We start from the raw sequence: 25,229 nt of genomic DNA on the forward strand, positions 1-25,229 counted from the left end.
TGACAATCGGAAAATAACAACAAAATAAATAAACATGAAACTAAACAACATCAAGCGAACATTCCTAGCTGGCGCTGCCCTGCTCTCAACTATCAGCATGAGCGCAGCCGACAGATTTGTGAATTTCAAGCAAGGAGACTTGCTACTGAATGCCAATAACCGAGTAGAAATCTACATGGATACCAACGACTGCAAGGGAGTGAGCTATGCTGCTCATGCCCTGCTAAAAGATATAAAAAGTGTGAGTGGAGCCACAGCCACCCTCACCTCGGATGCCGGTTTTCTGAAAAAAGCCGACACAGCCCGACCAGCTATCCTCGTAGGTACCATCGGCCATTCTGCAGCCATCGACCAACTGGTAAAACAGAAGCGCATCAACGGAAATCTACTGAAGGGCAAACGGGAAAAGTTTATCATCACGCTCACAGATGGTCAGCTCGTCATCGCAGGCAGTGACCGCCGAGGCACCATCTACGGCATCTACGAACTCTCGCAGCAGATGGGCGTATCGCCTTGGTATGACTGGGCAGACGTGCCTGTAGAGCACCACGATTCCATTTTCGTAAACAAGGGAATCTATACAGATGGAGAACCTGCCGTACGTTATCGCGGCATCTTCCTCAACGACGAGGCACCTTGCCTAACGTCATGGGTAAAGAACACCTACGGCACCGGATATGGCGACCACCGTTTCTATCAGCGCGTTTTCGAACTGGTATTGCGACTGAGAGGTAACATGATGTGGCCTGCCATGGGGGGCTGGGCTTTCTACGCCGATGACCCTGAAAACGAGAAGACGGCAGATGAGATGGGCGTAGTGATGAGTACTTCCCATCATGAGCCGATGGCACGCAACCATCAGGAATACGCCCGCAACCGAAAGGGATGGGGACCTTGGAACTATCAGAAGAACAAGGCTAACCTGCAGAAGTTCTTCCGTGAGGGAATAGAGCGCATGAAAGGAACCGAACAGATTGTAACCATCGGAATGCGTGGCGACGGCGATGAAGCGATGAGCGAAGAGGCAGATACGAAGCTGATGACCAACATCATCAACGACCAGCGTAAGATTATCGCGGACGTAACCGGAAAGAAGGTAAGCGAAACCCCACAGGTTTGGGCACTATATAAAGAGGTATTGGATTACTACGACAAGGGCATGAAGGTGCCTGATGACGTAACCCTCCTGCTCTGCGATGACAACTGGGGTAACGTGCGCCGTGTGCCGAATGCCAAGGAACGCAAGCACAAAGGCGGTTGGGGCTTATACTATCACGTAGATTACGTAGGTGCTCCAAGAAACTCAAAGATGCTCAACGTTACTCCTGTGCAGAATCCTTGGGAGCAGTTGACGCTTGCTTACGAGAATGGCATTGACCGTCTCTGGATTTTCAATGTTGGCGACCTCAAGCCGATGGAATATCCTATCAGCCAGTTTATGGACATGGCTTGGAATCCACGTAAATACGATGTAAACAACATCACCCACCATACCCGCGACTGGTGCGCACAGCAGTTTGGTGAATCGCAGGCCGATGAAGCAGCCCGCATTCTTAACCTCATCTGCAAGTACAACGGCCGCTGCACCCCAGAGATGCTCGACAAGAACACCTACAGTCTGGAAAACGGTGAATGGCAGGAGGTGGTAAATCAGTATCTCCAGCTCGAAGCCGATGCGCTGCGCCAGTACAACTGTCTGCCGGCATCCTATCACGATGCCTATCGCCAGATCATCCTCTTCCCTATCGAGCTGATGAGCAATCTGCACCAGATGTACTTTGCCCAGGCACAGAACCACGCCCTCTACAAGCAGGGCAATCCGAAGGCGAATGTATGGGCTGATGAATGCGAACGCCTCTTCAAGCGCGATTCACTCATCTGCGACTATTACAATCATAAGATGGCTGGCGGCAAGTGGAACGGCATGATGACCCAGAAGCATATCGGCTATAAGAGTTGGAATGATGATTTCGAGAAAGATACCTGTCCAGAACTCTTCCGGGTAACCTCCAAGGATGGAGTGATTATCAGCGAAAACAACGGCGTGGTAGAAATCGAAGCTCCTTACTATAGCAGCAAGACGGATGCTGCCGAGGCAAAATGGACAGAGATTCCATTCATGGGCAAGAGCGTATCGGCAATGACTCTGATGCCATATACTAAGAGTGTAAAGGGAGCCAGCATCACTTACAAGTTTAAGATGCAAGTTAGCAAAACTTCGGATGGCAAGGCATTTAATGGCAAGCAGAAGATTCGCATTCATGTGATTACCAAATCAACCTTGGATTATCTCAACAAGGGCGGCTTAACCTATGGTGTAAGTTTAGATGGCGCTTCTCCTGTAGAGGTTAACTTCAACAAAGATTTGAACGAGAAGCCGGAGAACATCTACAATATTTATTATCCAACGATAGCCACTCGCATCGTGGACAAGGTGATAGAGCTAGAGCTGCCAGCCTCATCCGATGGCATCCACACCCTCACCCTCACTCCTAACGACCCAGCCATCGTCTTCGAGAAAATCGTGATTGATGGAAGAGGAGGGAAAAAGAGAGTCAAGGTGATTTAAAGGTAGCATATAATAAAAGGTATAGGCACGCACCCACGAAAGGATGCGTGCCTATTCTTTTTACGCAAACTATCACTATCTTCTTATGTTCCATACTTCGTAGCATTCATTTTTACATAAACAATCACAATAGTAACAAATAAATGAAAAAAAAGAGTATTTTTTAAATCTTTTTTGAGAAATATACGTTTATATGAGTAAAGTTAGAAACATAAAAACAAGAAACGAATGAATATAGACAACCCAAAACTCATAAAACAACTGGAGAGTCTTGTCGACAATCGGCAAGACTGGCTATTTCGTTTTGCCTATATTCGAATCGGGCAACGTGAGGATGCAGAAGATATTGTGCAAGAGGTGCTGCTTGCAGCTTTCAAGAAACTGAAAGAAGGGCAACAAGTGGAAGAGTTGGACCGCTACATCATTCGCTCTGTTAGCAACGCATGCCGAGACTACTTGCGCAAAAAACGTCCGCAAATCATTGCTATCAATGAAGCGGCAAGCATACCTAACAGCAATGGTGACAAACAAATACACGAGGAATTTCTCAGAATATCAAAACTGCTGGAAGATATTCCACAGGAGCAAGCGGAAATCGTAAGAATGAAATGTTACGACAACTTGACGTTCCGAGAGATAGCCGAACTGGAGGAGATACCAGAAGCTACCGTGAAATCTCGCTATCGCTATGCCATCCAACATATCCAACAACGACTCAGAAAGGAGAAAAGTATATGAAAGATCAAATGAACATCCATAATGACAAAGGATTTGAGGATATAGAGCAACTGCTCCAACCTCAATGTGATTTCCATGCCTCCTCCCAAACCAAGCAACAAGTAATAGAGAAGGCAAGGAAGAGCTTGGTCAGCCATCGCACCTTGCGTATCTTTCCATGGATTTGCGCAGCATGCGTGGCTGGCATCATCGCTATCATCCTGCAACCACCCAAGGATACCACTTCTGCGTCGGGCAATGCGACAATGGCTGTGAGAAAGGCTACACAGCCGATGCAAAAAGCTATGATGCAAGAAAAGAATTTGACGGCAGAAAAGGAAAATACAGCAGAAAAAGCCATCACAGAAGAGAGCAGGACATACGAGAAGAAAAAGACTTTCGCCAAGCTCAATGCTCCCAAAAGGGAGGCTAAACCTAAAGCTGAGTTTGGAGATGACATGCCAGACACCGAAGAAAAAGGTCTGGTACTCTTCCCTATGTCAACCTTGCCCGAAGAGCATCTTTTCAAAATGCAGACAGCAGAAGCTCAAGCCACTACAAGCAATGCCGTGCAAAGTGAGGATGACCGCCAACAAATACGGCGAATCACCGTAAAACTCTAAAGAATATATATATAATAAGGTATAAACATTAAAGAACAAAGAACATGAAAAAGTATATCATATATTTATTACTCATGATGTTCTCATCAATGGGAGCACAGGCACAAAAGTCTTATTTCAAAGAGGCTTTGGAGAAATTGGTAAGCAACAAGGCGTTCACCATGAATCAATCAGGAGCAAAAAATGAGGTTGGTGACACAGCACAATGGAGTTGGAAAAAATATCGCTTTAAAACTCTCAAGAAAGACAAGTTTCTCAAGGAACTGGACAGAATCAACAAGGCTTTTCAAAAAGATTGCAATCAGCCTGTAACTGACTTTTACTATATGGTAGATGGAAACAACAACCCACTGGAGAGATGGATGAACTTTGACATATCTGTAGGCAACGACCTTATTATGGTTGGAAATTTCTCGGCATATAGCGTCCTTATCAATCGCCAACAAATGGGTCACTCTGGCATGCGCAGAGTCTGTGCCATAGAATGGGGCCATATCATAGAGAATGGTTTGGTTAACGAAAAAGGCTATGAAGGAAACATCTGCATCGTAGAAGGAAAAGCTCCTTTAAACAAGCACCGCGTAGCTGACGAAATAAAACAGCAACCATATAATGCCGTCCACTATACAGGTGTTCTTACCCCAATAGACACCCAAGAAGAAAAGGCTGCTCCAAAAGAAGAGACTAAAGAAGAAAAAGAAGTGCCTAATGAGCAATTGACCAAGATGCTAAAAGATGCTCAGACCAACCTGAAAGGCAACTTTGAGATTATTGGCAAGCGTGACCCTGAACTTTGGGACCGTGGCTATTTTATCTGTTACAAAGACGAAACAGATATGTATGTAGAACCCATCCTTGTGGCTACCAACGGCACTAACTTCTCATACAAGCACGACCTGAAGGACATTACCATGGGAAGAGTGAGAGCACTGATGAAAGATGGAACCATCTGCTCGGAATGGATAGACATTCCTTTTGTACCAGGAGAGATAGCAGAGCTAAGCGTACACAATGGTTACTACAGCCTCACAGGATCAAGTTTCTATAAGCAGTGGGTGGAAGAGGAAAGCAAGAACCATGATGGCTGGGACGAGCGCAAGTATACGGCTTACGCACTCAGCAATATCCATTCTCCTGGCATCATCTGCTATCTGTTCTATCAGCATTTGATAAAAGGTTCTTCGAATCAAAAGAAAATATTCAAAGCCCTCCCAACAACTCTACAAGAGAATCATGTGGGTCGCTTTATCAAAAAGTATATGAACAATAAATTATAAAAATCTCAACTTTCAGTCACATTCATTTAATACATATGTGATGTAAGAAAGGACATACTGCATAGAACCCAATGCCACCTCTATCAGTTTTGATGGAGATGGCATTTTTGCTTCAAATTAGCGCATCCCCAATAGAGGTAAATTTCAATGCCGACATGAATGAGAAGCCAGAGAACATCTACAGCATTTACTATCCTACGATAACCACTCGATGAGTAATTTCTATCATTTTTACTCATTCAGAATGAGTAATTCTGAGCAAAAACACTCATTTCGAATGAGTATTTCTTGAAATTGGAAAGGATGAGATGGATGGTAATAATGTTGCGACTTATATGATGCAAGGAAGCAACCATAACGGTGCAAGGAAGCAACCATAACGGTGCAAGGAAGCAATTATAACGATGCAAGAAAGCAATTATAACAATTGCGTGACATTTGTCATGCGATTATACGACACTTATCATATGGTCGGATGACAAATGCCGTATAATCACATGACATATACCAATGTTTAAATAAACCTAATAGTTTACACCAAAAGATACAAGTTATCACATTATTATATATATTTGCATCATCTTTCATAGAAGACAAAGAATATAGAAAACAACGAACCATCAAACAACAAGAAATATGGAACTGAAATACGACATTTACATGCTCAACAATGCCCAGGGCACAGGAGAAAAGCGCCAATACATTCGTATCGTGCAGCATGAACCTATGACCGAGAAGCAACTGCAAGAGAAAATCCAGAGCCGTTGCTCACTCACCAAGGGAGATGTGGCTGCGGTGTTGGCAGAGCTTCATGACCTTTTGGTGGAAGAATTCTCCATGGGACGCCGCTTTTACATCCCAGAAATAGGCTACTTCTCCATGTCGGCTAGCCTAGAGATGCCAGAGGAGAATCCAGACAAGAAGATTACGGGCAAGGAAGTACGCATCACCGGCATCAACTTCCGACCAGAAGGTAAGCTAATGGAGGAAGTACAGCGCAACGTCCATTTCGTCCGCTCCCGCTATTCCAACCAATCTACAAAATACTCCGAGGAAAAGATGTTAGAGAATATCAAGGAGTATCTTCAAAAGAATCGTTACATCACCACTCGCATCATGCGCATCCACTTCGGCTTGACTCCTTACATGGCACAGAAGTGGCTCACTCATTTCTGCGAGAAGGGTATCATGGTGAAGGAAGGAACACCCCATGCGCCTATCTATTTTCTAAAGTAACAAAGGCAGCTTTTTCCATTCTCCTTTCACCATAAACAAAAGAAATAAGAATGAAATTAGGATTCATAAACTTCAGCACAGAGGAACAACTTAAAATGCACCAAGTAATGCAAGCCATCCAAGAGCATCAAGCAATTGACGAACTTGGACTGGGGCGCATTCGCGATGCCTTTTCCAACAAGTTGTTTCCTGGAATCTCTACTTTACATAATAGAGCAAAATACTATGCCATACTCCCTTCTCTTTTTTTGGAAGCAGAGAAAGGAACATACAAAAGTGCAAACGAAGTAAGAGCCAAGGTATTGAATCTGGAGATAGAATTGACTCGTCAACTATTGCGAGGTACAGAACCAGCCAACAACTGGGGAATAACAGGAAGTAGTGTAATCGATGCGGCAGAAGCCGAGAATAGTTTCTCTATAAAAGTGCCGATAGTGGTGCCAAAAGTCGTTTTTTAAAGCACTTTTGGCACCACTATCGGCACTTTTTCCATTGATTTTATCCAATCAATTGGACAAAAAGAGAATCAACCTCTCTGATACTAACAATGGAATCATGAAATAAAAGGGGAAAGTGCCAAATCACTTTCCCTCTTTCTCCTCCATCCATTCTTCCAACACCTTGCAATATTCATCGTTTTGCTCGGCAAATGGCATGTGTCGGGCTCCTACGAAGAGATGCCACTTGGAATCTTGGATACCATCATAAAGTGTCTTTGCTACCAATGGAGTACAGAGGTCGTTGGTGCCACTCATCACCAAGCAAGGCACTTGGATATCGCCCAGACAGTCGGTGTAATCATAATCACGGAGCGTACCAGTAGGGGTGTATTCATTTGGTCCCCATCCATAGAGATAAGCCTCAGCACCTGCACGCTTCTTTCGGCGAAGGCACTCTGGGCTGTCTTCCGTTACCTCTCCTGCACAATGCAAGAGCATGAAGTGCTCATTCGCCTTGGCATACGCCTCGCTCGAAAAGTCATCCTTCGCCTCAGCCTCAGCGATGGCACGCTGGTCTTCCTCCGACATAAACTTAATCATGCGATGTTGCTCACTTGCCCAAAGCTTGCTGCTCGAAAGAGTGCTGCTGAGGATGGCTGACTTCACGCCCTTTGCTTGCTTCTCTATCAGATAAATGATGGCGAGCATGCCACCCCACGACTGTCCCAAGAGATGAAAATGGTCGATGTGGAGATAGTCGATGAGCACACAGAGTTCGTTGAGCCAAGTCTCAGGAGTCCAGAGTTCGGGATGTCCCTCCACAAATGAGTTGCCACAGCCCAACTGGTCGTACATGATGACAGCTCTACCTGATTCCGCTACCCTATCCAATAGCTCGAAATAGTTGTGGGTACTGCCTGGTCCACCATGCAAGAGGATGATAGGGCTCTTGCCCTCCTCTGTTTTACCTACGATACGATAATATGTTTGATAGCCCATGAAGGGCATATATCCTTCCTTGATTTCCATTGTCTTCAAATGTTTATATATTATAATGTGCAAAAATATAAAAAATATGGCAATTAAACAAATATATCTTGCTTATTTTATCAAAAGAACTTAAATAATTTGGCTGTTTCTAGCTAATGCAATATCTTTGCATTCTAAATAATAATGAAACCAAATAAAAATAGAATATATGTTTAGTGGAATCGTAGAAGAAATGGCTACCGTCGTAGCTATCAGACATGATAAGGAGAACATCGACTTTACCCTGAAATGTTCGTTCGTAGATGAACTCGGCATCGACCAGAGCGTGGCGCACAATGGCGTCTGCCTCACCGTAGTGGAAATAAAAGATGGCACGTATACCGTTACCGCCATGAAGGAAACCCTGGACCGCAGTAATCTGGGTCTGCTCAAGGTAGGCGACAAGGTGAACGTAGAGCGTTCGATGGTGATGAACGGCCGTCTGGATGGTCATATCGTACAGGGACACGTGGACGAGACTGCCAAATGTATCGCAATGAAAGACGCTGATGGCTCTACTTATTTTACTTTCGAATATGAGCTCAATAAGGAAATGGCAAGAAAAGGCTATTTCACGGTCGACAAGGGCAGCGTTACCGTTAACGGCGTTTCGCTCACCGTATGTGATCCTACAGACAACACATTTACCGTTGCCATCATTCCTTATACCAGAGAGAATACCAACTTCTGCGACATCGAAGTGGGAACGGTAGTGAATATCGAATTCGACATTCTGGGCAAATATATCGCTCGACTCAAGAGCTTTGAATAAGCCAGCAAAGTTAAGTACGGACGTTCTAAAAAACATGCACAATTCTTGCGTTTTGCGCACAAAGCAAGACTAAATGGGCATTTTTTTTATAAAATATTTGCGTAAGCCATAAAAAAGTGTTACTTTTGCCCCCGTGTTTTGTCCCAAATTGAACATTGGACAGTAACTTATTAGACGATAGCAAGTCTGACAATCGCACTAGACGACGTACAACTTGAGTACTGAGCACTAACAAACTTAGGGAATTATAACAATAACCATTTTTAAAAATATGAGTTTAAAAATCGTAGTACTTGCCAAGCAAGTACCTGACACAAGAAATGTGGGTAAGGATGCGATGACCGCCGAAGGCACAGTAAATCGCGCTGCCCTTCCTGCAATCTTCAATCCTGAAGATTTGAACGCATTGGAGCAAGCTCTCCGATTGAAAGAGCAGAATCCAGGTTCTACAGTTGGTATTTTGACTATGGGTCCTCCACGTGCTGGAGAAATCATCCGCCAGGGTCTTTATCGTGGTGCAGATACAGGTTGGTTGCTTACCGACCGTCTCTTTGCCGGTGCTGATACATTGGCTACTTCCTATGCCCTTGCTACCGGTATCCAGAAGATTGGTGACGTTGACATCGTGATCGGTGGTCGCCAGGCTATCGATGGTGATACAGCCCAGGTAGGTCCGCAGGTGGCTCAGAAGTTGGGATTGAACCAGGTAACCTACGCAGAGGAAATCCTCAAGGTAGAGGATGGCAAGGCTACTATACGCCGCCTCATTGATGGTGGTGTGGAGACTGTTGAGGCTCCATTGCCATTGGTTATCACCGTAAACGGAAGTGCTGCTCCATGTCGCCCATGCAACGTGAAGCTCGTAATGAAATATAAATACGCTACCTGCCCTATGGAGCGCAAGGGTGATGAACCTTGGGCCAACCTCTATGAGGAGCGCCCTTACCTCACTCTGAACCAGTGGAGCGTTGCCGATGTTGACGGCGACCCTGCACAGTGCGGTTTGAGTGGTTCACCTACCAAGGTGAAGGCCGTGAAGAACATCGTGTTCCAGGCTAAGGAAAGCAAGACCTTGACCAGCAGCGATGAAGACATCGACGGACTGATGAAGGAATTGTTGAACGAAAGTATTATCGGATAATTTTGAAAAGACAATGAACAACGTATTTGTATATTGCGAGGTAGAAGGCACAACCGTTGCCGAAGTATCTCAGGAATTGCTCACCAAGGGTCGTAAGCTCGCTAACCAGCAGGGCGTGGAGCTCCATGCCATCGTGGCTGGTACCGGCATCAAGGGTCAGGTAGAGGATCAGATTCTCCCTTATGGTGTAGATAAATTATTTGTTTTCGATGCTGAGGGATTGTTCCCATACACTTCAGCTCCTCATACAGACATTCTCGTCAACCTCTTCAAGGAGGAGAAGCCTCAGATTGCGCTGATGGGTGCTACCGTTATCGGTCGCGACCTCGGTCCTCGTGTTTCTTCTTCATTGACCAGCGGTCTTACCGCCGACTGTACAGAACTTGAGATTGGTGATTACGACGACAAGAAGAGCGGCAAGCACTATGAGGGTCTGCTCTATCAGATTCGTCCTGCCTTCGGTGGTAACATCGTGGCTACTATCGTAAACCCAGACCACCGTCCACAGATGGCTACAGTCCGCTCTGGCGTGATGCAGAAGAGCATCTACGAGGGTGAGTGCAAGAAGGAAGTAGTTTACCCTGAGGTAAGCAAGTATGTTCCTGCTGAGGACTTCGTTGTAAAGGTACTCGACCACCACGTAGAGGCTGCAAAGCACAACCTGAAGGGTTCTGCCATCGTCGTAGCCGGCGGTTATGGCGTAGGAAGCAAGGAAGGCTTCGACCAGCTCTTCGAATTGGCTCATCTCCTCCATGGTGAGGTAGGTGCTTCTCGTGCTGCAGTAGATGCAGGTTGGGTAGATCACGATCGTCAGATTGGTCAGACTGGTGTTACCGTTCATCCTAAGGTATATATCGCCTGCGGAATCTCTGGTCAGATTCAGCACATCGCCGGTATGCAGGATTCAGGCATCATCATCTCTGTAAACAATGATCCTGATGCTCCAATCAACAAGATTGCCGACTACGTTATCAACGGCAATGTTGAGGATGTGGTTCCTAAACTCATCAAGTACTACAAGCAGAATTCCAAGTAATCTGCATTACACATTATTTAAATAAGAAAAGCAAAATGGCTAATTATTATACAGACCATCCTGAAATAGAGTTCCACTTGAATCATCCGCTTATGAAGCGTGTTGTGGACTTGAAGGAAAGAAATTATGTAGAAAAAGACCAGTTTGAAGATGCTCCTGTCAACTACGAGGATGCCATCGAGAACTACAAGCGATTGCTGGATATTACCGGCGATGTAGCTGCTAACATCATCGAACCAAACTCTGAGGATGTTGACCTCGAAGGTCCACACCTGGAGAACGGCCGCATGATTTATGCCAGCAAGACATTCGAGAACCTCGATGCTACCCGCAAGGCTGGCCTCTGGGGCTTGTCAATGCCTCGTCGTTACGGCGGCTTGAACTTGCCTAACGCCATCTTCTCTATGGCTTCTGAAATCATAGCTGCTGCCGATGCCGGTTTCCAGAACATCTGGTCGCTCCAGAGCTGTATCGATACACTCTATGAGTTCGGTTCTGAGGAGCAGCGCCAGAAGTACATCCCTCGCATCTGCGCAGGCGAGACCATGAGTATGGACTTGACTGAGCCTGATGCAGGTTCTGACTTGCAGCGCGTAATGCTGAAGGCTACACAGGATGAGGACGGCACATGGCGTCTGAATGGTGTGAAGCGTTTCATCACCAATGGTGACTCAGACATCCACCTGGTTCTGGCTCGTTCTGAAGAAGGCACCAAGGATGGTCGTGGTCTTTCTATGTTCATCTACGACAAGCGTGATGGTGGCGTAACCGTTCGTCACATCGAGCACAAGTTGGGTATTCATGGTTCTCCAACCTGCGAGTTGGTTTACAAGAATGCCAAGGCTGAGCTTTGCGGTAACACCCGTCTCGGTTTGATTAAGTACGTGATGGCTCTGATGAACGGTGCCCGTCTGGGTATTGCAGCTCAGAGTGTAGGTGTTGAGCAGGAGGCTTACAACGAGGGTTTGGCTTATGCCAAGGAGCGTGCTCAGTTTGGTGAGAAGATCATCAACTTCCCAGCCGTTTACGACATGCTTTCTAGAATGAAGGCTAAGTTGGATGCAGGCCGTTCACTCCTCTACTGCTGTGCTCGCTACGTAGATATCTACAAGGCGTTGGAAGACATCGCCCGCGACACTAAGCTCACTCCAGAGGAGCGTCAGGAGATGAAGAAATACACCCGCTTGGCTGATGCGTTCACTCCATTGGCAAAGGGTATGAACTCAGAGTATGCCAACCAGAATGCATACGATGCCATCAGCATTCACGGTGGTTCTGGTTTCATCATGGAGTACAAGTGCCAGCGCCTGTTCCGTGATGCCCGCATCTTCTCTATCTACGAGGGAACCACCCAGCTTCAGGTAGTAGCAGCTATCCGCTACATCACCAACGGCACTTATCTCAGCATCATCAAGGAGATGTTGGAGAATGAGGTATCAGATGACTTGAAGCCATTGAAGGAGCGTGTAGCTAAGCTCGTAGAACTTTACGAGGCAGCCATCAACAAGGTGAAGGAGGCTAACGATCAGGCTGTTCACGACTTCCTGGCTCGCCGTCTCTACAACATGACTGGCGACATCGTGATGTCTCTCCTCATCCTCGACGATGCAACCAAGGCACCAGAGATGTTTGCCAAGAGTGCAAATGTTTATGTACGCATGGCAGAGGAGGAAGTTCTCGGCCATTCAGCATACATCCAGAACTTCAAGGCAGAAGACTTGGAGAGCTTCAAGGCATAAGACATTTATAAAAATCAGATAATTTAAAAAGTCCGTGGGCAATGAATGCTCACGGACTTTTTTTATTACAAACTTTCTTCTTTACTTACCTGATATACTCCCAAAAATTTTGGGGGAATCGGATATTATTAGGGTAAGAAATTCGGGGGAATCGGATACCACATATCTATCTTTCTCATTTTCTTTGAATTAGCAAAAATATCAAGTTTTGTACAGCAAAGCACAAGATTAAAAGGAACTTTCTGCAAAAAAATGCAACAAGCATCTACCTCAATCGGAGCAAAAGAAGTGTACACCTCATAAATATACTTTATAAGCAGATTTCTTCGTAATTACTCAGTCCCCATTGAAGCCCCCTATGGACATGAGTAGTTACCTATAATCTTATTGACGTATACTTAATATATTAGTTCATTGAATCTGATTAAACGCCTTTCGTTACTTACCCAGTCGTCTCGGTGCGTTTATTCAGTCATATTAGGCTTTAGCAGTAAATAATAATCTCTTTTTATAATCACAGCCATTCCCGATTCCTAAGACATCACCAAATTTTTGAGAGCTTTTTTGTGTTAAAATAAGCAAAATAGCCCCCAGAAAGCATATAGTCATACCTACCCCTGTAGCAGAAGAAGACATTTTTTGACTTTTCTGTTACAAAAAAAACGATACGGAACTCTTTCTTTTAATAGCTTTTTGCTCGATTCCTAATTAGTTATCCGTATCTGTCCTCACAAGACTATAAGAGACAATGGTACATTGTCATAGTTCACTTGCTTTGGACTTTTCAATATGTAAGTTCTTTCTGTCGTCAGAGGTGTTCAACACTTCCCATTTTCTCTTTTGCTTGCCTATGGCAAACATTCTGCAAATGAGCTTAAACTTGACGGCATTCAATGCCTTACGCTTAGTATCAGAATCTTTTCTGCCTCCTAACTTTCGATTATAAAACATTTGCATTTCCACATCGTACTCAACAGCTCTCAATGCCGCCATAGACAGGTCAGCTTTCACTTGACCGTTACAGTGTGCGGAAGGTCGGGCACGCCATTTCACACTGGTACCAGAAGTGTGACTGCATGGAGCTACGCCAACATATCTCGCATATTGCCGAGCTGTGTCAAAAGCGGTAAAGTTTCGTGTGATGGCAATTATGTTTGTTGCATTGACAAAACCAATTCCTGGTATCGTCAACAGATTCTGAAAAGTGTCAAAGACATCTTCCTCCTTGGACATTAATTCACACTCTTCCTGATCTATCTTCTCAATGTCATGATTGAGCTTTTTAATGTAGCTCTCATACATGGCAGAATCCTCTTTCGTTTCAAACATCTGCATTCGGTTCATAAAGTTTGTCCGTTGCTCCACAAGGAACTTACGCTCATTGACAAGTTGCTTCAATTGTTGCATAGCCTTGCTTGGCAACTTGTATGGCTTGGCACATTCCGTGCCATCATAACGATAGAGGAAGTCAGCTATCTTTGCAGAGTCATTCTTGTCTCGCTTATCTATTGTCCCCATAGGATGATGTTTTACTATACGTGTACTAAGCATACAGAAAGAGTAATTCTTGGACGTGAGGAATTTTTCCAAGTCCAAGGAGTAGCAACCTGTAAATTCCATGCCAAACAGGGCTTGGGAAAGTACCACACGGCTCTTTTTGAGCCATGAGCACATATCGCCAAATCCCTTGCGAGTGTTGTTGAACACCTCATGAGGGAACATTTTGATGTTGGTGTCCTCACGAAATATAGATACATCTATGACATTTTTAGAGATGTCAATGCCTACAAATGATTTATTTTTCATATCTTTGCACCGCTTTACGAAAGGAACTCTCTATGTCAGGATAAGCCAAATCTTTTAAAAGCTGGGACGGACAGCTAATTCCCTAAAAGGCACTGAGTCTGACATTTCGGGCAGAGGAGACTATATCAAGGGAAAGGGCTTTGCCTAAGATTAAAAAGTTCACTACCTCTGTCTGGAGTTCCTTCCTTTTGAGGATTCCTCGCAAAGGTAGTGCCAAAAGCAACCAAGAGACTCTATCATGGTATAGTGATGGTCTTAAAACACTGTTAGTTCACTCCTGGTTGCTTGTTTTTCCCATTTCGATAATTGTCCGTCTCCACATACGGAGTACCTCGTTTTATAACGGCAAACATACGGAGTATCATCTTAAACTTGATTGCATTAAACACTATTCCACTGCATTTCTCCTTTCTCTTGCGTTCCCAGTAATCTCTGATGTTCGGAATGTGCTGCATGCAAACCAAACAGGCAATGGACAAATCTGCCTTTGCCTGTTTAAAACCTTTCTTAGAGACTGACGAGCCTTTTCTCACAGATGTACCAGATTCTTTCTTGAAAGGAGCGACACCAATATAGCAAGCGTATTTACGTGGGTTATCTATTGCCATGAAGTTTTCGGTCAAGACAATGGTTTCAAGTGCGACAACACGCCCAATACCAGGTATTGATGTCAGCAGGGAAAAGTTCTTGCTGATGTCCGCATCTTCTTTTATGTACATGTCAATTTCATTGTCTATGCCTTTAAGTGCATCATTGAGCGTTTTAAGTTGCCCATTCTTACGTTCCACAGACAAATCTGTGTCATACGCACATATATCATGAAGCTGCTGCTTGTAAAGGACTGACTGCTTGACTGTCTGCTTGCGTTCCGCCAAAAGCCTCTTCAACTTAAAATATACAGGAGAAGGAAGTTTTGATGGGTTGCGAAGAATCTTTCTGTGGTTCTGCTCACAGTAAATGGCTATGCGGAAAGAATCAAGCTCGTCAGTCTTGATGCGGTCGAGCGAACGCAGTCCATCATCCAAGTCTGGCTCAAAGCGATGCATCTTGCGAGGTTCCACCATCCTATAAATATAATGTTTCTCTTCCAACCACAGTCTAAAGTTTTGGGTGTAAAGTCCTGTATATTCCATACAGAACAAGACTATATCAAACCCCTTGCTTACCTTTGCCACCCATGAACCAATTTTCTTGAAACCTGCATTGTTGTTGCTCACCTTTATATGGGCTTTCTTCCAATCAATGCTTTCTCCGTCATAATAAGCAAGGTCGAGAGTCTGCTTTGAGACATCCACGCCTATGTAAAGTTCTTTATCCATAATTTTGACATTTAATAGTTAAATGGAATCAAGAAAGTTGGCTGGATTATATAAGGACTATGACATGAGAAAGGGCATACCTTGAAAGAAAGATAGTTCACCTTAACACCCATTAACCAAATATCCTAACTTGATTCCTGGGTGCAAAGGTAAAAGAAAAGTGAAACAAATAACAAAAATCAGGAATAGGGATTTTCCCTTCTACTTTAGGGAATCCTTCTCTTTTTATTTCAAAAGAAAGCTGTACTTTTGCAACCATAAAACAATATAATAACTTATAAAAACAGTTTAGCTTATGAAAAGAAATGATTGGATGGCGCTCATCGCCACAACCATATTGATGTTTGCCGTATGCCTCTCGGCTTCGGCTAAAGGAAAAAGAAACGTGGAGCGAGGAATGACCAAGCAGGAAGTAATAGCCATTCTTGGAGAACCTAAGCTCACCAGTTTCGACATGTATGGGGACAAATGGGAATATGCCAAATATAATAATCTGTTTGGAGATTCCAAGTACATCACGGTCTTCTTCGACAGAAACGGAAAGGTTGTGCAGTACGATACAAGAATCATAGAACCCAACAGCCAGACGTCGAATGTACAGCAACCACACCCAACTCCACCCATCTACGATGGAAGATGTGAACCAGATGGCAGAATGGATTACGGCTATTGTCTCGATGATGCTTCCTTCTCCAAACTATATAATAAGGTGAAGAAGGCAAGCTTTGATGACAACAAGTTCGATCTGATAGAAGTGGCCAGCCTCGGCTGTTACTATTCTTGTGCCCAAGCCGTCAGCATGATGAATATATTCACTTTTGGTGACAGCAAACTGAAAGCCCTCAGACTGATGGCTCCTCATATCATAGATTTGCAGAATGCCATTATCATCTATCAGCAATTCAGTTTTGAAAGCGAAAAGCAAAAGGTAGGAGAAATATTAAGAAGCAGCAGATAATTATCTGGTATCTTTAAAAAATGATATCATCTATGATATGTACTTCCCTGAAAAAGGTTGTCACTTAGGAACAAACAGAAGTGACAATGAAACGTAAGACAAGAATTGAACGTGTGTATAATGAGGACACTGGTTGGTTTGAGACCCGTGAGGTAGAGTTGAATAGCTACTCTTTTACAGATGATGATCGTATCATGATAGTTCGAGAGTATATGGAGAGTGGGCTCCCAGCAGAAGAAATCATCAAGAAATACTATATAAGCAGTCGTACAGTGCTATTTTCTTGGATGGATAAGTTCTTAAATGAAAAAGATTTGTTATCTTTGCCGCCAGAAGACCAAAACCGTGACGATATGGCAAAGACAACAAATGAACAGTTGAAAGAGAAAGATGCAGAGATTAAGCGTCTCCGCAAGGCTTTGGAGTTAGAGAAGCTTCGCTCTAAGGCATTCTCCACCATGATTGACCTCGCAGAAGAAACCTTCAATATTCCTGTGAGAAAAAAATCTGGTACCAAACAGTAAGCTTGCTCCGCACAGAGTGCCAGAGCCAAGGTTTAGGCACTCTATGTGGGCTGTTTGGTTTCACCCGGCAAGCATATAATAAGCGCAATGTCTCTGACGGCTTTGCTGAAGATGTCATTGAGTCTATCATCATTGAAAAGGCACGTGAGTATCGTAAGTCAAATCCTGGCTTAGGAGCTGTAAAGTTGCATGCCATATTGAAACAGATGTTTGAGGATACAGGCTGTTTCCCTGGTCGTGACGCATTTATTGAGATGCTGCGTAAGCATGGGCTCATGGTGCGTATAAAGCGCCGTAGGCGCTATAAGACAACAGATTCCGACCATAATTACCGCAAATATCCAAACTTGATTAAGGGAGTAGTTCCTACCCGTCCGAACCAGATTTGGGCAAGTGACATCACCTATGTTGAAACCAATGAAGGTGTGTGCTACCTCTCGCTTATAACAGACCTGTATTCCCATAAAATCGTTGGATGGGCTGTTGGTCCAACATTAGAAACTGTATATCCATTAGAAGCGCTTAAAATGGCATATAAAAGCATTGATGAAGAAACTGCAAAAGGACTCATCCATCACTCTGACAGAGGAAGCCAGTATTGCAGTCAGAATTATGTGTCTATCCTAAAAAGTCATGGCTCACAAATAAGTATGACTCAAACAGGAGATCCTTTGGAGAATGCCATAGCAGAACGTGCAAACGGCATTTTAAAAACGGAATGGCTTTATAGGATGACAATTCCTACTCGTAAAGTATGTAAGAAGGAACTGACCAGGATTATTGCGTTTTATAACGACGAAAGACCGCATATGAGTATCGGTAATCAAACACCATCTGTTGCACATACTCAAGCGGGGCCACAGCAGAAAATGTGGAAAAATCCTTGGGAAAATTCTTCTAATTAGTTGAAAATGTGTATCTTTGCATTTGAAAGAATATCATCACCGTAACCTTTCTAGGGATAGCTCCTTAAAAAGAGTAACCTAGTTAGGTATAATGGGGATTCGCTGACAACCCATATAGTGATAAAATTAAAAATGCGTAACTCATTTAGTGATAAGAAAAATAGATAGTAACATATTTAGTTTAACCATCCTAAAGGTGACAACTTTTTCACGTATAAGACAATATAAAGAGAACTTTTTATGTTAAATTATACATATTGTTTAGTCGATTTAACAAAATAATTGTATTTTTGCAAAGTCAATTAAACAATATTGAGCTATGATACAAAAAGAAGTAATCAGAGAAATACTCTTGGAGAACAGAAAAGAAGTAGAATTACAACATGTCGTTCCAAGAAACTTTCAGATGGAAGATTTTGCCAACTATGTTCTGATTGGCGTCAGACGAGCTGGCAAATCTTTCATGCTCTATCAGCAGATTCAACAAAACCTGAAACGGGGAATCACCTGGGACTCCATGCTCTACATCAATTTTGAGGATGAACGTCTGATGGGGATGACTGCACAAGAACTTAATCTTATCCTTGAAGTTCATGGTATGATGTCAAAAGAACGTCCTATTCTATTTCTTGATGAAATACAAAACATCAACGGTTGGGAAAAATTCGCACGCCGATTGGCAGACAACAAATACAGAGTCTATATTACAGGCAGCAATGCAAAGATGCTTGGCAGTGATGTAGCAACAACTTTAGGAGGACGCTATATCACCAAACACATCATGCCATATAGTTTTCCCGAATTTCTCCAAGCCAATGAAGTGTCTTATGATTCAAATACTCTCGCAACCACCTTTGGAAGAGCTGAAGTACAACGACATTTTACTAATTATTTCCGTTTTGGCGGTTTCCCAGAAGGAGCAAGACTAGCATCAAAAAGAGATTATATCAATAGTGTATATCAAAAGATTTACCTAGGAGACATTGCTTCTCGTAACAAAATTGAAAATCAATTTTCTCTTCGAGTTCTATTCAGAAAATTGGCAGAAAGTGTAAAGCAACCGATTTCTTTTACACGTCTCACAAATATAATAGCATCTACAGGTGCAAAACTAAGCAAACCTACACTCATTAACTATCTTGAGTACTCTAAAGATGCATTCTTGGTTTATCCCATCAAGAATATTGCCGACAATCTCACTCAACGTGAGACCAATCCCAAATACTATTTTGTGGACAACGGCATCATCAGTATACTTGCCATGGATGTTGACACATCATTATTGGAGAATATGGTTGCGATGGAGCTACTTCGAAGATATGGACTGGAAGAGCAAGTGTTCTTTTACAACAAGAACGTGGAAGTAGATTTTTACATACCAGATGCCGCAACTGCCATACAGGTAAGCTACAACCCCAAAAAGTCTGTTGAAACTTGGGAAAGAGAATCAACTGCACTTATCAAACTATCAAAAGTACTTGATTGCAAAAGACTTATCATTCTTACATATGAATTAGAAGAAAATATAGAACTAAAAGGATTGAATATCGAAGTAATACCTGTATGGAAATGGTTACTCGATACAAAAATTGCAAAATAAATGAATACAAAGATATTATCAAAAGACAAAGACCCGATGGGTGCCGCTATCCTTGATTATCAGAAATCGGGAAGAGCAGGAAGATTACGTGTGCTCTCTTCTATGTTCGAAGAGGACGAAATGCCGGTGAAACATCTCTTCAGAAAAGTTGAGGAGATGCCGATGCTGGAGCAGAAGGCCTTGCAACTCACAAAAGGACGTGTACTGGATATCGGAGCCGGCAGCGGCTGCCATACGCTCGCCTTGCAGGAGAAGGGCTTGGAGGTAAAAGCCATTGATATTTCTCCTCTGAGCTGCGAAGCGATGGAACTGAGAGGAGTAAAGGATGCGGAATGCATCAATCTTTTCGATGAACATCTGGAAACAGGGTTCGATACCATCCTCCTCCTGATGAACGGAACGGGTATCGCCGGAAAGATAGAACATCTCCCTGCCCTCTTCCAGCGCCTGAAGGCGTTGCTGAATCCAGGCGGACAGATTCTTATCGATTCCTCCGACCTCAAATATATCTACGAAAATGAAGACGGAAGTTTCGACATCAATCTGAATGGTGCCTACTATGGTGAAGTGGATTATCAGATGATTTACAAAGACATTAAGGGAGACTGTTTCGACTGGCTCTACGTAGATTTTCCATTGCTCAAATCCATCGCCGAAACCTGCGGTATGCATGGCGAACTCGTGGCAGAAGGCGAACACTACGACTATCTGGCGAGGTTTTTCTAAAAAATTCTGCTAAAATCTTCTGAATAGCTTAAAATGAGCGATTTATGAGTGTCTTTCCTCAATAGAGGTAATGACTTGGCAATAGTTTTAACTTCTACATTCTACATAAGTTTGCCTTGCTTGCCAAACAACTCTTTTCGGATGCAAAGTTAAACCTAAAATCTGAAAAACGACACTTTTTGCTTTGTTTTTATAGATTATTAATTTTGGGTTGGAAGTGTGCTTATTCCAAATGTAGCAACACATTGTCTATGCAGCATAGATAAATTTCATATACGGCATTAAAAGTAAGAGAAATGTTAAATGTCGTCCTCATTCCTACAATACAAAGCAAAACGTTCTCGTTTATGGATTTTTTTTCGTACTTTTGAAAGTTATAGAAAGAGAATGTAGATTAGAAAGGTAAAATATGGACAATAAAGTATTCCTTTTAGGATTATTTCTGCTTTCAGTTGCTAACGTGAAAGCTCAAACTCAGACGCAGAATGATTCGCTCACAATGGAGAACATGATGCACAACCTTCCCGAAATAATGGTCAAAGGTTCGCGCCCTATCGTCAAGGCTGAGCGAGGTATGTTATCCTATAACATGCCGTTACTCATGAAGCAACTACCTGCCGACAATGCCTATGAGGCTCTTACACGTATTCCTGGTGTTAGTGATGCTGATGGTGGCATCAAGTTTTCCGGCAACGAGGTGACGCTTATCATCAACGGACAGGCGACCACTTTAACGCAAGAACAGCTTGCAGACAGATTGAAAGCGATGCCTGCTGCACAGTTGGCTAAAGCAGAGGTGATGCTTGCTGCTCCTGCACGTTATCATGTTCGTGGCATGGCTATAAATATCGTCACGAAAGATTATGCAGGGAAAAATCAGTTGTCGGGACAGATAAATGGAGGATTACAGCAAAACAAATATTCCAGAGAGTTTGGAGATTTCTATCTTTCCATGCAGAGGGGCAAATTTGGAATGGATGCACAATATCAATTTATTGACGGCAATTCATATGGTGAATCTTCACGCATAGCCAACCATCCATTGGATAACGGGCGTATTCACTACAACGATGAAACGTGGCAGAAATCATTTGGTATTGCTCATGACTACCGACTTGGTATGAATTATGCATTTAGCAAGAACCATCGACTTGACATTGCCTATACGGGAAAATGGCAAAAGTCTTGCTCCAACAATCACACTACAGGTTCAAGTGTAAGCGGAATGCATTACGACACTCATGTGTATCTGCACAATGTTGATGTAAACTACTCACTTCCTTTTGGACTTAACATTAGTGGTTCGTACACTAACTATCGTACCCCTCAACAACAAAAACTTGACGGTACGATGTATGCAGATGAAAATACGACAGAAACGGAACGCAACCTTACAAGTGGCAGTGAACAGACTATCAGCAAATGGATGTTCGCAGCCGACCAAAACCATTCTTTTACACATGGTTGGGGATTGTCGTATGGTGTAAAGGGACAATTCACAAGCAACAAGAGTTATCAGAACACCATCGACAAAGAGGGTAACATTCTGCCTAATGCAACAAGCAGTGTGGACATCAACGAACGTATTTGGAATATATACGCAGGTTTCAGCAAACAGATAAACAAGGCAATTAGTCTTGAAGTATCCGCAGCAGCCGAACAATACCATTCACCGATATGGGACAAATGGCGCATATATCCGTCACTCAATGCCCTGTGGAATATCAACGAGAACCATTTACTCAACTTGTCATTCAGTTCCAATTCTGAATTTCCGAGCTATTGGTCAACAATGAGCAGTGTATTTTACTCATCGGCATATACCGAGATACATGGCAATCCTGATTTGAAACCATACTCTTATTACAATGTCAACCTTATGTGGCAGATTAAAAGACGTTATACGCTGATGGCTTTTGCAAGTCTGAAACCTGATTATTCTGTGCAGTTACCGTACCAACCAACAGACCGTATGGCGGTAATATTGAAGGAAACCAACTTCAACTATGAGAATAGCTTTGGATTGCAAGCCTCTGCAATATTCAGTGCTGGCAAATGGCTCAACGGTAATGTGTTTGCTGTAGGAATCTATAAACATGCCAAAAGTGACCATTTCTTCGATTTGCCATTCAACCGCAAGAAGCTGACGGCAGCACTTGGAGGTACTGCATCTATAAAACTTTGCAGCACACAAGACTTACGCCTTATACTCAACCCTTTCTTTCAGTCAAAAGTAATACAAGGTGTTTATGATGTAAGTCCTATCTTTAGAATGAATGCCAAGTTACAATGGACTTCACATGATGGGAAATGGGGATTGCGCATAAATGGCAGCAACATCTTCAACAACAAGGCAGACACTCGTTCCGTACAAGGTAATCAAGATTACCGTATGAAAATTAACAACAATTGGGCTACTGCTACTTTTGCTGTTATTTATAAGTTCGGTGGCTATAAAGAAAAAAAAGTAAAAGCAGTTGATACATCAAGAATGGGACACTAAGCCGCATGATATGAAACAAAAACTAATTGGTAGAATTAGCATGGATAACATCCATGAGCTATGCTTTCTCACCCAAGGCGAAGAGAACAATCACCGAAAGGAAGAACTCTATCGGCTCACTTTCGATGAGGACAACCGAGTAGCATTCAATGCACTGCATGTTCTATCAAATTTCGACTTAGCCAATAATGAGTGGCTTTATTGCAAACATGACGAGCTGATTGACCGAGTGATGAAGGAAGAGCATGTTGGGAAACGCCGTCTAATGCTCAATCTTCTCTTACGCCAACCGTTTGAAGAAGAATTCCTCCGCTCGGATTTCATAGACTTCTGTGTAAGCAAGATTACCGCTTGCGCTCAACCCTATGCTATACGAGCCTATTGCATGAAGCTTGCTTATGGGCAAATGAAGTATTATCCCGAACTTCTCAGCGAGTTAAAGATGGCATTGGACATGTTGGAACAAGAGGCCCTATCCCCAGGATTAGCTTCCGCAAAAAGGCAGATATTGATGAAAATAAAAAGGAAGCATTCTTTGTCTTAATGTAGCATTTCCGCAAAGAATAGTCTTGTTTCTGTATGTTTGCCATTCGATATACTGCTTACAGTTGGTACACTCACTTTCTGCGACCATCGGGAGCAAAATTTCTCCGCCCTCATGGTGGAGCGAGGAGTTTTGGGGTTTCCAAAACATAACCTCGCTCCCTCCTCTAAGAACAAAAGACGAGATATTTGCCTTTCGGCTTTCCATGCCCAAGGTTGCAGACCTTAATTCTCTCAATTTACGCCAAACATCAAAGCTGCCACATTGAAAGAACAAGGTCACAGACACAAGCTACTTTGTACATGGAGTTTGCAAAGGAAAAGGTGATATTTTCAGTGTGAAACTTGCCAAGTGTTTCAGTTGTGTGTTGTTGATTTCCTTTGTGAACTATGCCGAGTGTGCTGTGTGTCCTCGGTATAGTCTGCATAAATCTAATGCCATGATTCCTAAGACATCACCAAATTTTTGAGAGCTTTTTTGTGTTAAAATAAGCAAAATAGCCCCCAGAAAGCATATAGTCATACCTACCCCTGTAGCAGAAGAAGACATTTTTTGACTTTTCTGTTACAAAAAAAACGATACGGAACTCTTTCTTTTAATAGCTTTTTGCTCGATTCCTAATTAGTTATCCGTATCTGTCCTCACAAGACTATAAGAGACAATGGTACATTGTCATAGTTCACTTGCTTTGGACTTTTCAATATGTAAGTTCTTTCTGTCGTCAGAGGTGTTCAACACTTCCCATTTTCTCTTTTGCTTGCCTATGGCAAACATTCTGCAAATGAGCTTAAACTTGACGGCATTCAATGCCTTACGCTTAGTATCAGAATCTTTTCTGCCTCCTAACTTTCGATTATAAAACATTTGCATTTCCACATCGTACTCAACAGCTCTCAATGCCGCCATAGACAGGTCAGCTTTCACTTGACCGTTACAGTGTGCGGAAGGTCGGGCACGCCATTTCACACTGGTACCAGAAGTGTGACTGCATGGAGCTACGCCAACATATCTCGCATATTGCCGAGCTGTGTCAAAAGCGGTAAAGTTTCGTGTGATGGCAATTATGTTTGTTGCATTGACAAAACCAATTCCTGGTATCGTCAACAGATTCTGAAAAGTGTCAAAGACATCTTCCTCCTTGGACATTAATTCACACTCTTCCTGATCTATCTTCTCAATGTCATGATTGAGCTTTTTAATGTAGCTCTCATACATGGCAGAATCCTCTTTCGTTTCAAACATCTGCATTCGGTTCATAAAGTTTGTCCGTTGCTCCACAAGGAACTTACGCTCATTGACAAGTTGCTTCAATTGTTGCATAGCCTTGCTTGGCAACTTGTATGGCTTGGCACATTCCGTGCCATCATAACGATAGAGGAAGTCAGCTATCTTTGCAGAGTCATTCTTGTCTCGCTTATCTATTGTCCCCATAGGATGATGTTTTACTATACGTGTACTAAGCATACAGAAAGAGTAATTCTTGGACGTGAGGAATTTTTCCAAGTCCAAGGAGTAGCAACCTGTAAATTCCATGCCAAACAGGGCTTGGGAAAGTACCACACGGCTCTTTTTGAGCCATGAGCACATATCGCCAAATCCCTTGCGAGTGTTGTTGAACACCTCATGAGGGAACATTTTGATGTTGGTGTCCTCACGAAATATAGATACATCTATGACATTTTTAGAGATGTCAATGCCTACAAATGATTTATTTTTCATATCTTTGCACCGCTTTACGAAAGGAACTCTCTATGTCAGGATAAGC

General features: G+C 43.1%; 21 protein-coding genes. 17 read left to right on the forward strand and 4 right to left on the reverse strand.

What is annotated here, in order from left to right; genetic code table 11:
- Window positions 1-34 precede the first annotated feature (34 nt).
- From ONT18_RS08830 to ONT18_RS08855, 6 genes are all read left to right on the forward strand, one after another.
- Entirely contained in the window at window positions 35-2,569 is a 2,535-nt protein-coding gene (locus ONT18_RS08830; protein WP_264905015.1) for a glycosyl hydrolase 115 family protein, read from the forward strand.
- Between the two features lie 228 nt (window positions 2,570-2,797).
- Window positions 2,798-3,307 carry an RNA polymerase sigma factor gene (locus ONT18_RS08835; RefSeq protein ID WP_233400923.1) on the forward strand — a complete coding sequence of 170 codons (510 nt, stop codon included), beginning with the start codon at window positions 2,798-2,800 and terminating at the stop codon, window positions 3,305-3,307.
- Window positions 3,304-3,909: a hypothetical protein gene (locus ONT18_RS08840; protein ID WP_264905018.1), complete on the forward strand. Its 606-nt coding sequence runs from the start codon at window positions 3,304-3,306 to the stop codon at window positions 3,907-3,909. Before ONT18_RS08835 ends, ONT18_RS08840 begins: the two co-directional genes overlap by 4 nt.
- A 44-nt stretch (window positions 3,910-3,953) precedes the next feature.
- Entirely contained in the window at window positions 3,954-5,186 is a 1,233-nt protein-coding gene (locus ONT18_RS08845) for a hypothetical protein (RefSeq protein ID WP_264905020.1), read from the forward strand.
- A gap of 636 nt (window positions 5,187-5,822) precedes the next feature.
- Window positions 5,823-6,422: an HU family DNA-binding protein gene (locus ONT18_RS08850; protein WP_264905022.1), complete on the forward strand. Its 600-nt coding sequence runs from the start codon at window positions 5,823-5,825 to the stop codon at window positions 6,420-6,422.
- Window positions 6,423-6,472: 50 nt separating this feature from the next.
- The gene (locus ONT18_RS08855) at window positions 6,473-6,880 is read left to right on the forward strand and encodes a DUF6361 family protein (RefSeq protein ID WP_264905024.1); all 408 of its coding nucleotides are present in this window, start codon (window positions 6,473-6,475) and stop codon (window positions 6,878-6,880) included.
- 123 nt (window positions 6,881-7,003) lie between these two features.
- On the opposite strand, the gene pepI is transcribed toward ONT18_RS08855, so the two are convergent.
- On the reverse strand, window positions 7,004-7,891 hold the full coding sequence (gene pepI, locus ONT18_RS08860) for a proline iminopeptidase (RefSeq protein WP_264905026.1): 888 nt from the start codon (window positions 7,889-7,891) through the stop codon (window positions 7,004-7,006).
- Window positions 7,892-8,060: 169 nt separating this feature from the next.
- Between pepI and ONT18_RS08865 the strand changes: the two genes are divergently transcribed.
- The 4 genes from ONT18_RS08865 to ONT18_RS08880 all read left to right on the forward strand — a co-directional run bounded on the left by ONT18_RS08865 (window position 8,061) and on the right by ONT18_RS08880 (window position 12,579).
- A complete protein-coding gene (locus ONT18_RS08865; protein WP_022120073.1) occupies window positions 8,061-8,663 on the forward strand; it encodes a riboflavin synthase in 603 nt (200 codons plus the stop codon).
- Between the two features lie 271 nt (window positions 8,664-8,934).
- Entirely contained in the window at window positions 8,935-9,804 is an 870-nt protein-coding gene (locus tag ONT18_RS08870) for an electron transfer flavoprotein subunit beta/FixA family protein (RefSeq protein ID WP_006847063.1), read from the forward strand.
- Window positions 9,805-9,817: 13 nt separating this feature from the next.
- Window positions 9,818-10,840: an electron transfer flavoprotein subunit alpha/FixB family protein gene (locus ONT18_RS08875; RefSeq protein ID WP_006847062.1), complete on the forward strand. Its 1,023-nt coding sequence runs from the start codon at window positions 9,818-9,820 to the stop codon at window positions 10,838-10,840.
- A 35-nt stretch (window positions 10,841-10,875) separates the two neighbouring features.
- Window positions 10,876-12,579 (forward strand): acyl-CoA dehydrogenase family protein, encoded by a 1,704-nt coding sequence (locus ONT18_RS08880; RefSeq protein WP_118190113.1) that lies wholly within the window; start codon window positions 10,876-10,878, stop codon window positions 12,577-12,579.
- A 759-nt stretch (window positions 12,580-13,338) separates the two neighbouring features.
- Here ONT18_RS08880 and ONT18_RS08885 read toward each other — a convergent pair.
- A complete protein-coding gene (locus ONT18_RS08885; protein WP_007896893.1) occupies window positions 13,339-14,385 on the reverse strand; it encodes an IS110 family transposase in 1,047 nt (348 codons plus the stop codon).
- 266 nt (window positions 14,386-14,651) lie between these two features.
- Window positions 14,652-15,704, reverse strand: a complete 1,053-nt coding sequence (locus ONT18_RS08890; protein ID WP_007896891.1) for an IS110 family transposase — start codon at window positions 15,702-15,704, stop codon at window positions 14,652-14,654.
- Between the two features lie 295 nt (window positions 15,705-15,999).
- Here ONT18_RS08890 and ONT18_RS08895 point away from each other — a divergent pair, with 295 nt between their 5' ends.
- From ONT18_RS08895 to ONT18_RS08925, 7 genes are all read left to right on the forward strand, one after another.
- A complete protein-coding gene (locus ONT18_RS08895; RefSeq protein ID WP_264905030.1) occupies window positions 16,000-16,662 on the forward strand; it encodes a DUF4476 domain-containing protein in 663 nt (220 codons plus the stop codon).
- An 86-nt stretch (window positions 16,663-16,748) separates the two neighbouring features.
- Window positions 16,749-17,186 carry a transposase gene (locus ONT18_RS08900; protein ID WP_089543290.1) on the forward strand — a complete coding sequence of 146 codons (438 nt, stop codon included), beginning with the start codon at window positions 16,749-16,751 and terminating at the stop codon, window positions 17,184-17,186.
- 2 nt (window positions 17,187-17,188) lie between these two features.
- Window positions 17,189-18,091, forward strand: a complete 903-nt coding sequence (locus ONT18_RS08905) for an IS3 family transposase (protein ID WP_264905033.1) — start codon at window positions 17,189-17,191, stop codon at window positions 18,089-18,091.
- 319 nt (window positions 18,092-18,410) lie between these two features.
- Window positions 18,411-19,691, forward strand: coding sequence for an ATP-binding protein (locus ONT18_RS08910; protein ID WP_264905034.1), 1,281 nt, complete (start codon window positions 18,411-18,413; stop codon window positions 19,689-19,691).
- Complete coding sequence (locus ONT18_RS08915; protein ID WP_264905036.1) at window positions 19,692-20,417, forward strand: class I SAM-dependent methyltransferase; 726 nt, start codon at window positions 19,692-19,694, stop codon at window positions 20,415-20,417. It abuts the gene before it with no gap.
- Window positions 20,418-20,826: 409 nt separating this feature from the next.
- Window positions 20,827-22,920, forward strand: coding sequence for an outer membrane beta-barrel protein (locus ONT18_RS08920; protein WP_264905037.1), 2,094 nt, complete (start codon window positions 20,827-20,829; stop codon window positions 22,918-22,920).
- A gap of 10 nt (window positions 22,921-22,930) precedes the next feature.
- Complete coding sequence (locus ONT18_RS08925) at window positions 22,931-23,464, forward strand: hypothetical protein (RefSeq protein WP_264905038.1); 534 nt, start codon at window positions 22,931-22,933, stop codon at window positions 23,462-23,464.
- Between the two features lie 672 nt (window positions 23,465-24,136).
- Here the strand turns inward: ONT18_RS08925 and ONT18_RS08930 are convergent.
- Window positions 24,137-25,183 carry an IS110 family transposase gene (locus tag ONT18_RS08930; protein WP_007896893.1) on the reverse strand — a complete coding sequence of 349 codons (1,047 nt, stop codon included), beginning with the start codon at window positions 25,181-25,183 and terminating at the stop codon, window positions 24,137-24,139.
- Between the last annotated feature and the right edge of the window lie 46 nt (window positions 25,184-25,229).

The sequence above is a fragment of the Segatella copri genome (assembly GCF_026015295.1).
Taxonomy (GTDB): Bacteria; Bacteroidota; Bacteroidia; order Bacteroidales; family Bacteroidaceae; genus Prevotella; species Prevotella copri_C.

Excerpts from the sequence above, each read along its gene's own strand:
- ONT18_RS08890 (WP_007896891.1), bottom strand. The coding sequence starts at position 15,704 with ATGGATAAAGAACTTTACATAGGCGTGGATGTCTCAAAGCAGACTCTC.
- ONT18_RS08845 (WP_264905020.1), top strand. The coding sequence starts at position 3,954 with ATGAAAAAGTATATCATATATTTATTACTCATGATGTTCTCATCAATG.
- ONT18_RS08920 (WP_264905037.1), top strand. The coding sequence starts at position 20,827 with ATGGACAATAAAGTATTCCTTTTAGGATTATTTCTGCTTTCAGTTGCT.
- ONT18_RS08850 (WP_264905022.1), top strand. The coding sequence starts at position 5,823 with ATGGAACTGAAATACGACATTTACATGCTCAACAATGCCCAGGGCACA.
- ONT18_RS08895 (WP_264905030.1), top strand. The coding sequence starts at position 16,000 with ATGAAAAGAAATGATTGGATGGCGCTCATCGCCACAACCATATTGATG.
- ONT18_RS08915 (WP_264905036.1), top strand. The coding sequence starts at position 19,692 with ATGAATACAAAGATATTATCAAAAGACAAAGACCCGATGGGTGCCGCT.
- ONT18_RS08930 (WP_007896893.1), bottom strand. The coding sequence starts at position 25,183 with ATGAAAAATAAATCATTTGTAGGCATTGACATCTCTAAAAATGTCATA.
- ONT18_RS08925 (WP_264905038.1), top strand. The coding sequence starts at position 22,931 with ATGAAACAAAAACTAATTGGTAGAATTAGCATGGATAACATCCATGAG.
- ONT18_RS08870 (WP_006847063.1), top strand. The coding sequence starts at position 8,935 with ATGAGTTTAAAAATCGTAGTACTTGCCAAGCAAGTACCTGACACAAGA.
- ONT18_RS08885 (WP_007896893.1), bottom strand. The coding sequence starts at position 14,385 with ATGAAAAATAAATCATTTGTAGGCATTGACATCTCTAAAAATGTCATA.
- ONT18_RS08900 (WP_089543290.1), top strand. The coding sequence starts at position 16,749 with ATGAAACGTAAGACAAGAATTGAACGTGTGTATAATGAGGACACTGGT.
- pepI (WP_264905026.1), bottom strand. The coding sequence starts at position 7,891 with ATGGAAATCAAGGAAGGATATATGCCCTTCATGGGCTATCAAACATAT.
- ONT18_RS08875 (WP_006847062.1), top strand. The coding sequence starts at position 9,818 with ATGAACAACGTATTTGTATATTGCGAGGTAGAAGGCACAACCGTTGCC.
- ONT18_RS08880 (WP_118190113.1), top strand. The coding sequence starts at position 10,876 with ATGGCTAATTATTATACAGACCATCCTGAAATAGAGTTCCACTTGAAT.
- ONT18_RS08835 (WP_233400923.1), top strand. The coding sequence starts at position 2,798 with ATGAATATAGACAACCCAAAACTCATAAAACAACTGGAGAGTCTTGTC.
- ONT18_RS08830 (WP_264905015.1), top strand. The coding sequence starts at position 35 with ATGAAACTAAACAACATCAAGCGAACATTCCTAGCTGGCGCTGCCCTG.
- ONT18_RS08855 (WP_264905024.1), top strand. The coding sequence starts at position 6,473 with ATGAAATTAGGATTCATAAACTTCAGCACAGAGGAACAACTTAAAATG.
- ONT18_RS08840 (WP_264905018.1), top strand. The coding sequence starts at position 3,304 with ATGAAAGATCAAATGAACATCCATAATGACAAAGGATTTGAGGATATA.
- ONT18_RS08865 (WP_022120073.1), top strand. The coding sequence starts at position 8,061 with ATGTTTAGTGGAATCGTAGAAGAAATGGCTACCGTCGTAGCTATCAGA.
- ONT18_RS08910 (WP_264905034.1), top strand. The coding sequence starts at position 18,411 with ATGATACAAAAAGAAGTAATCAGAGAAATACTCTTGGAGAACAGAAAA.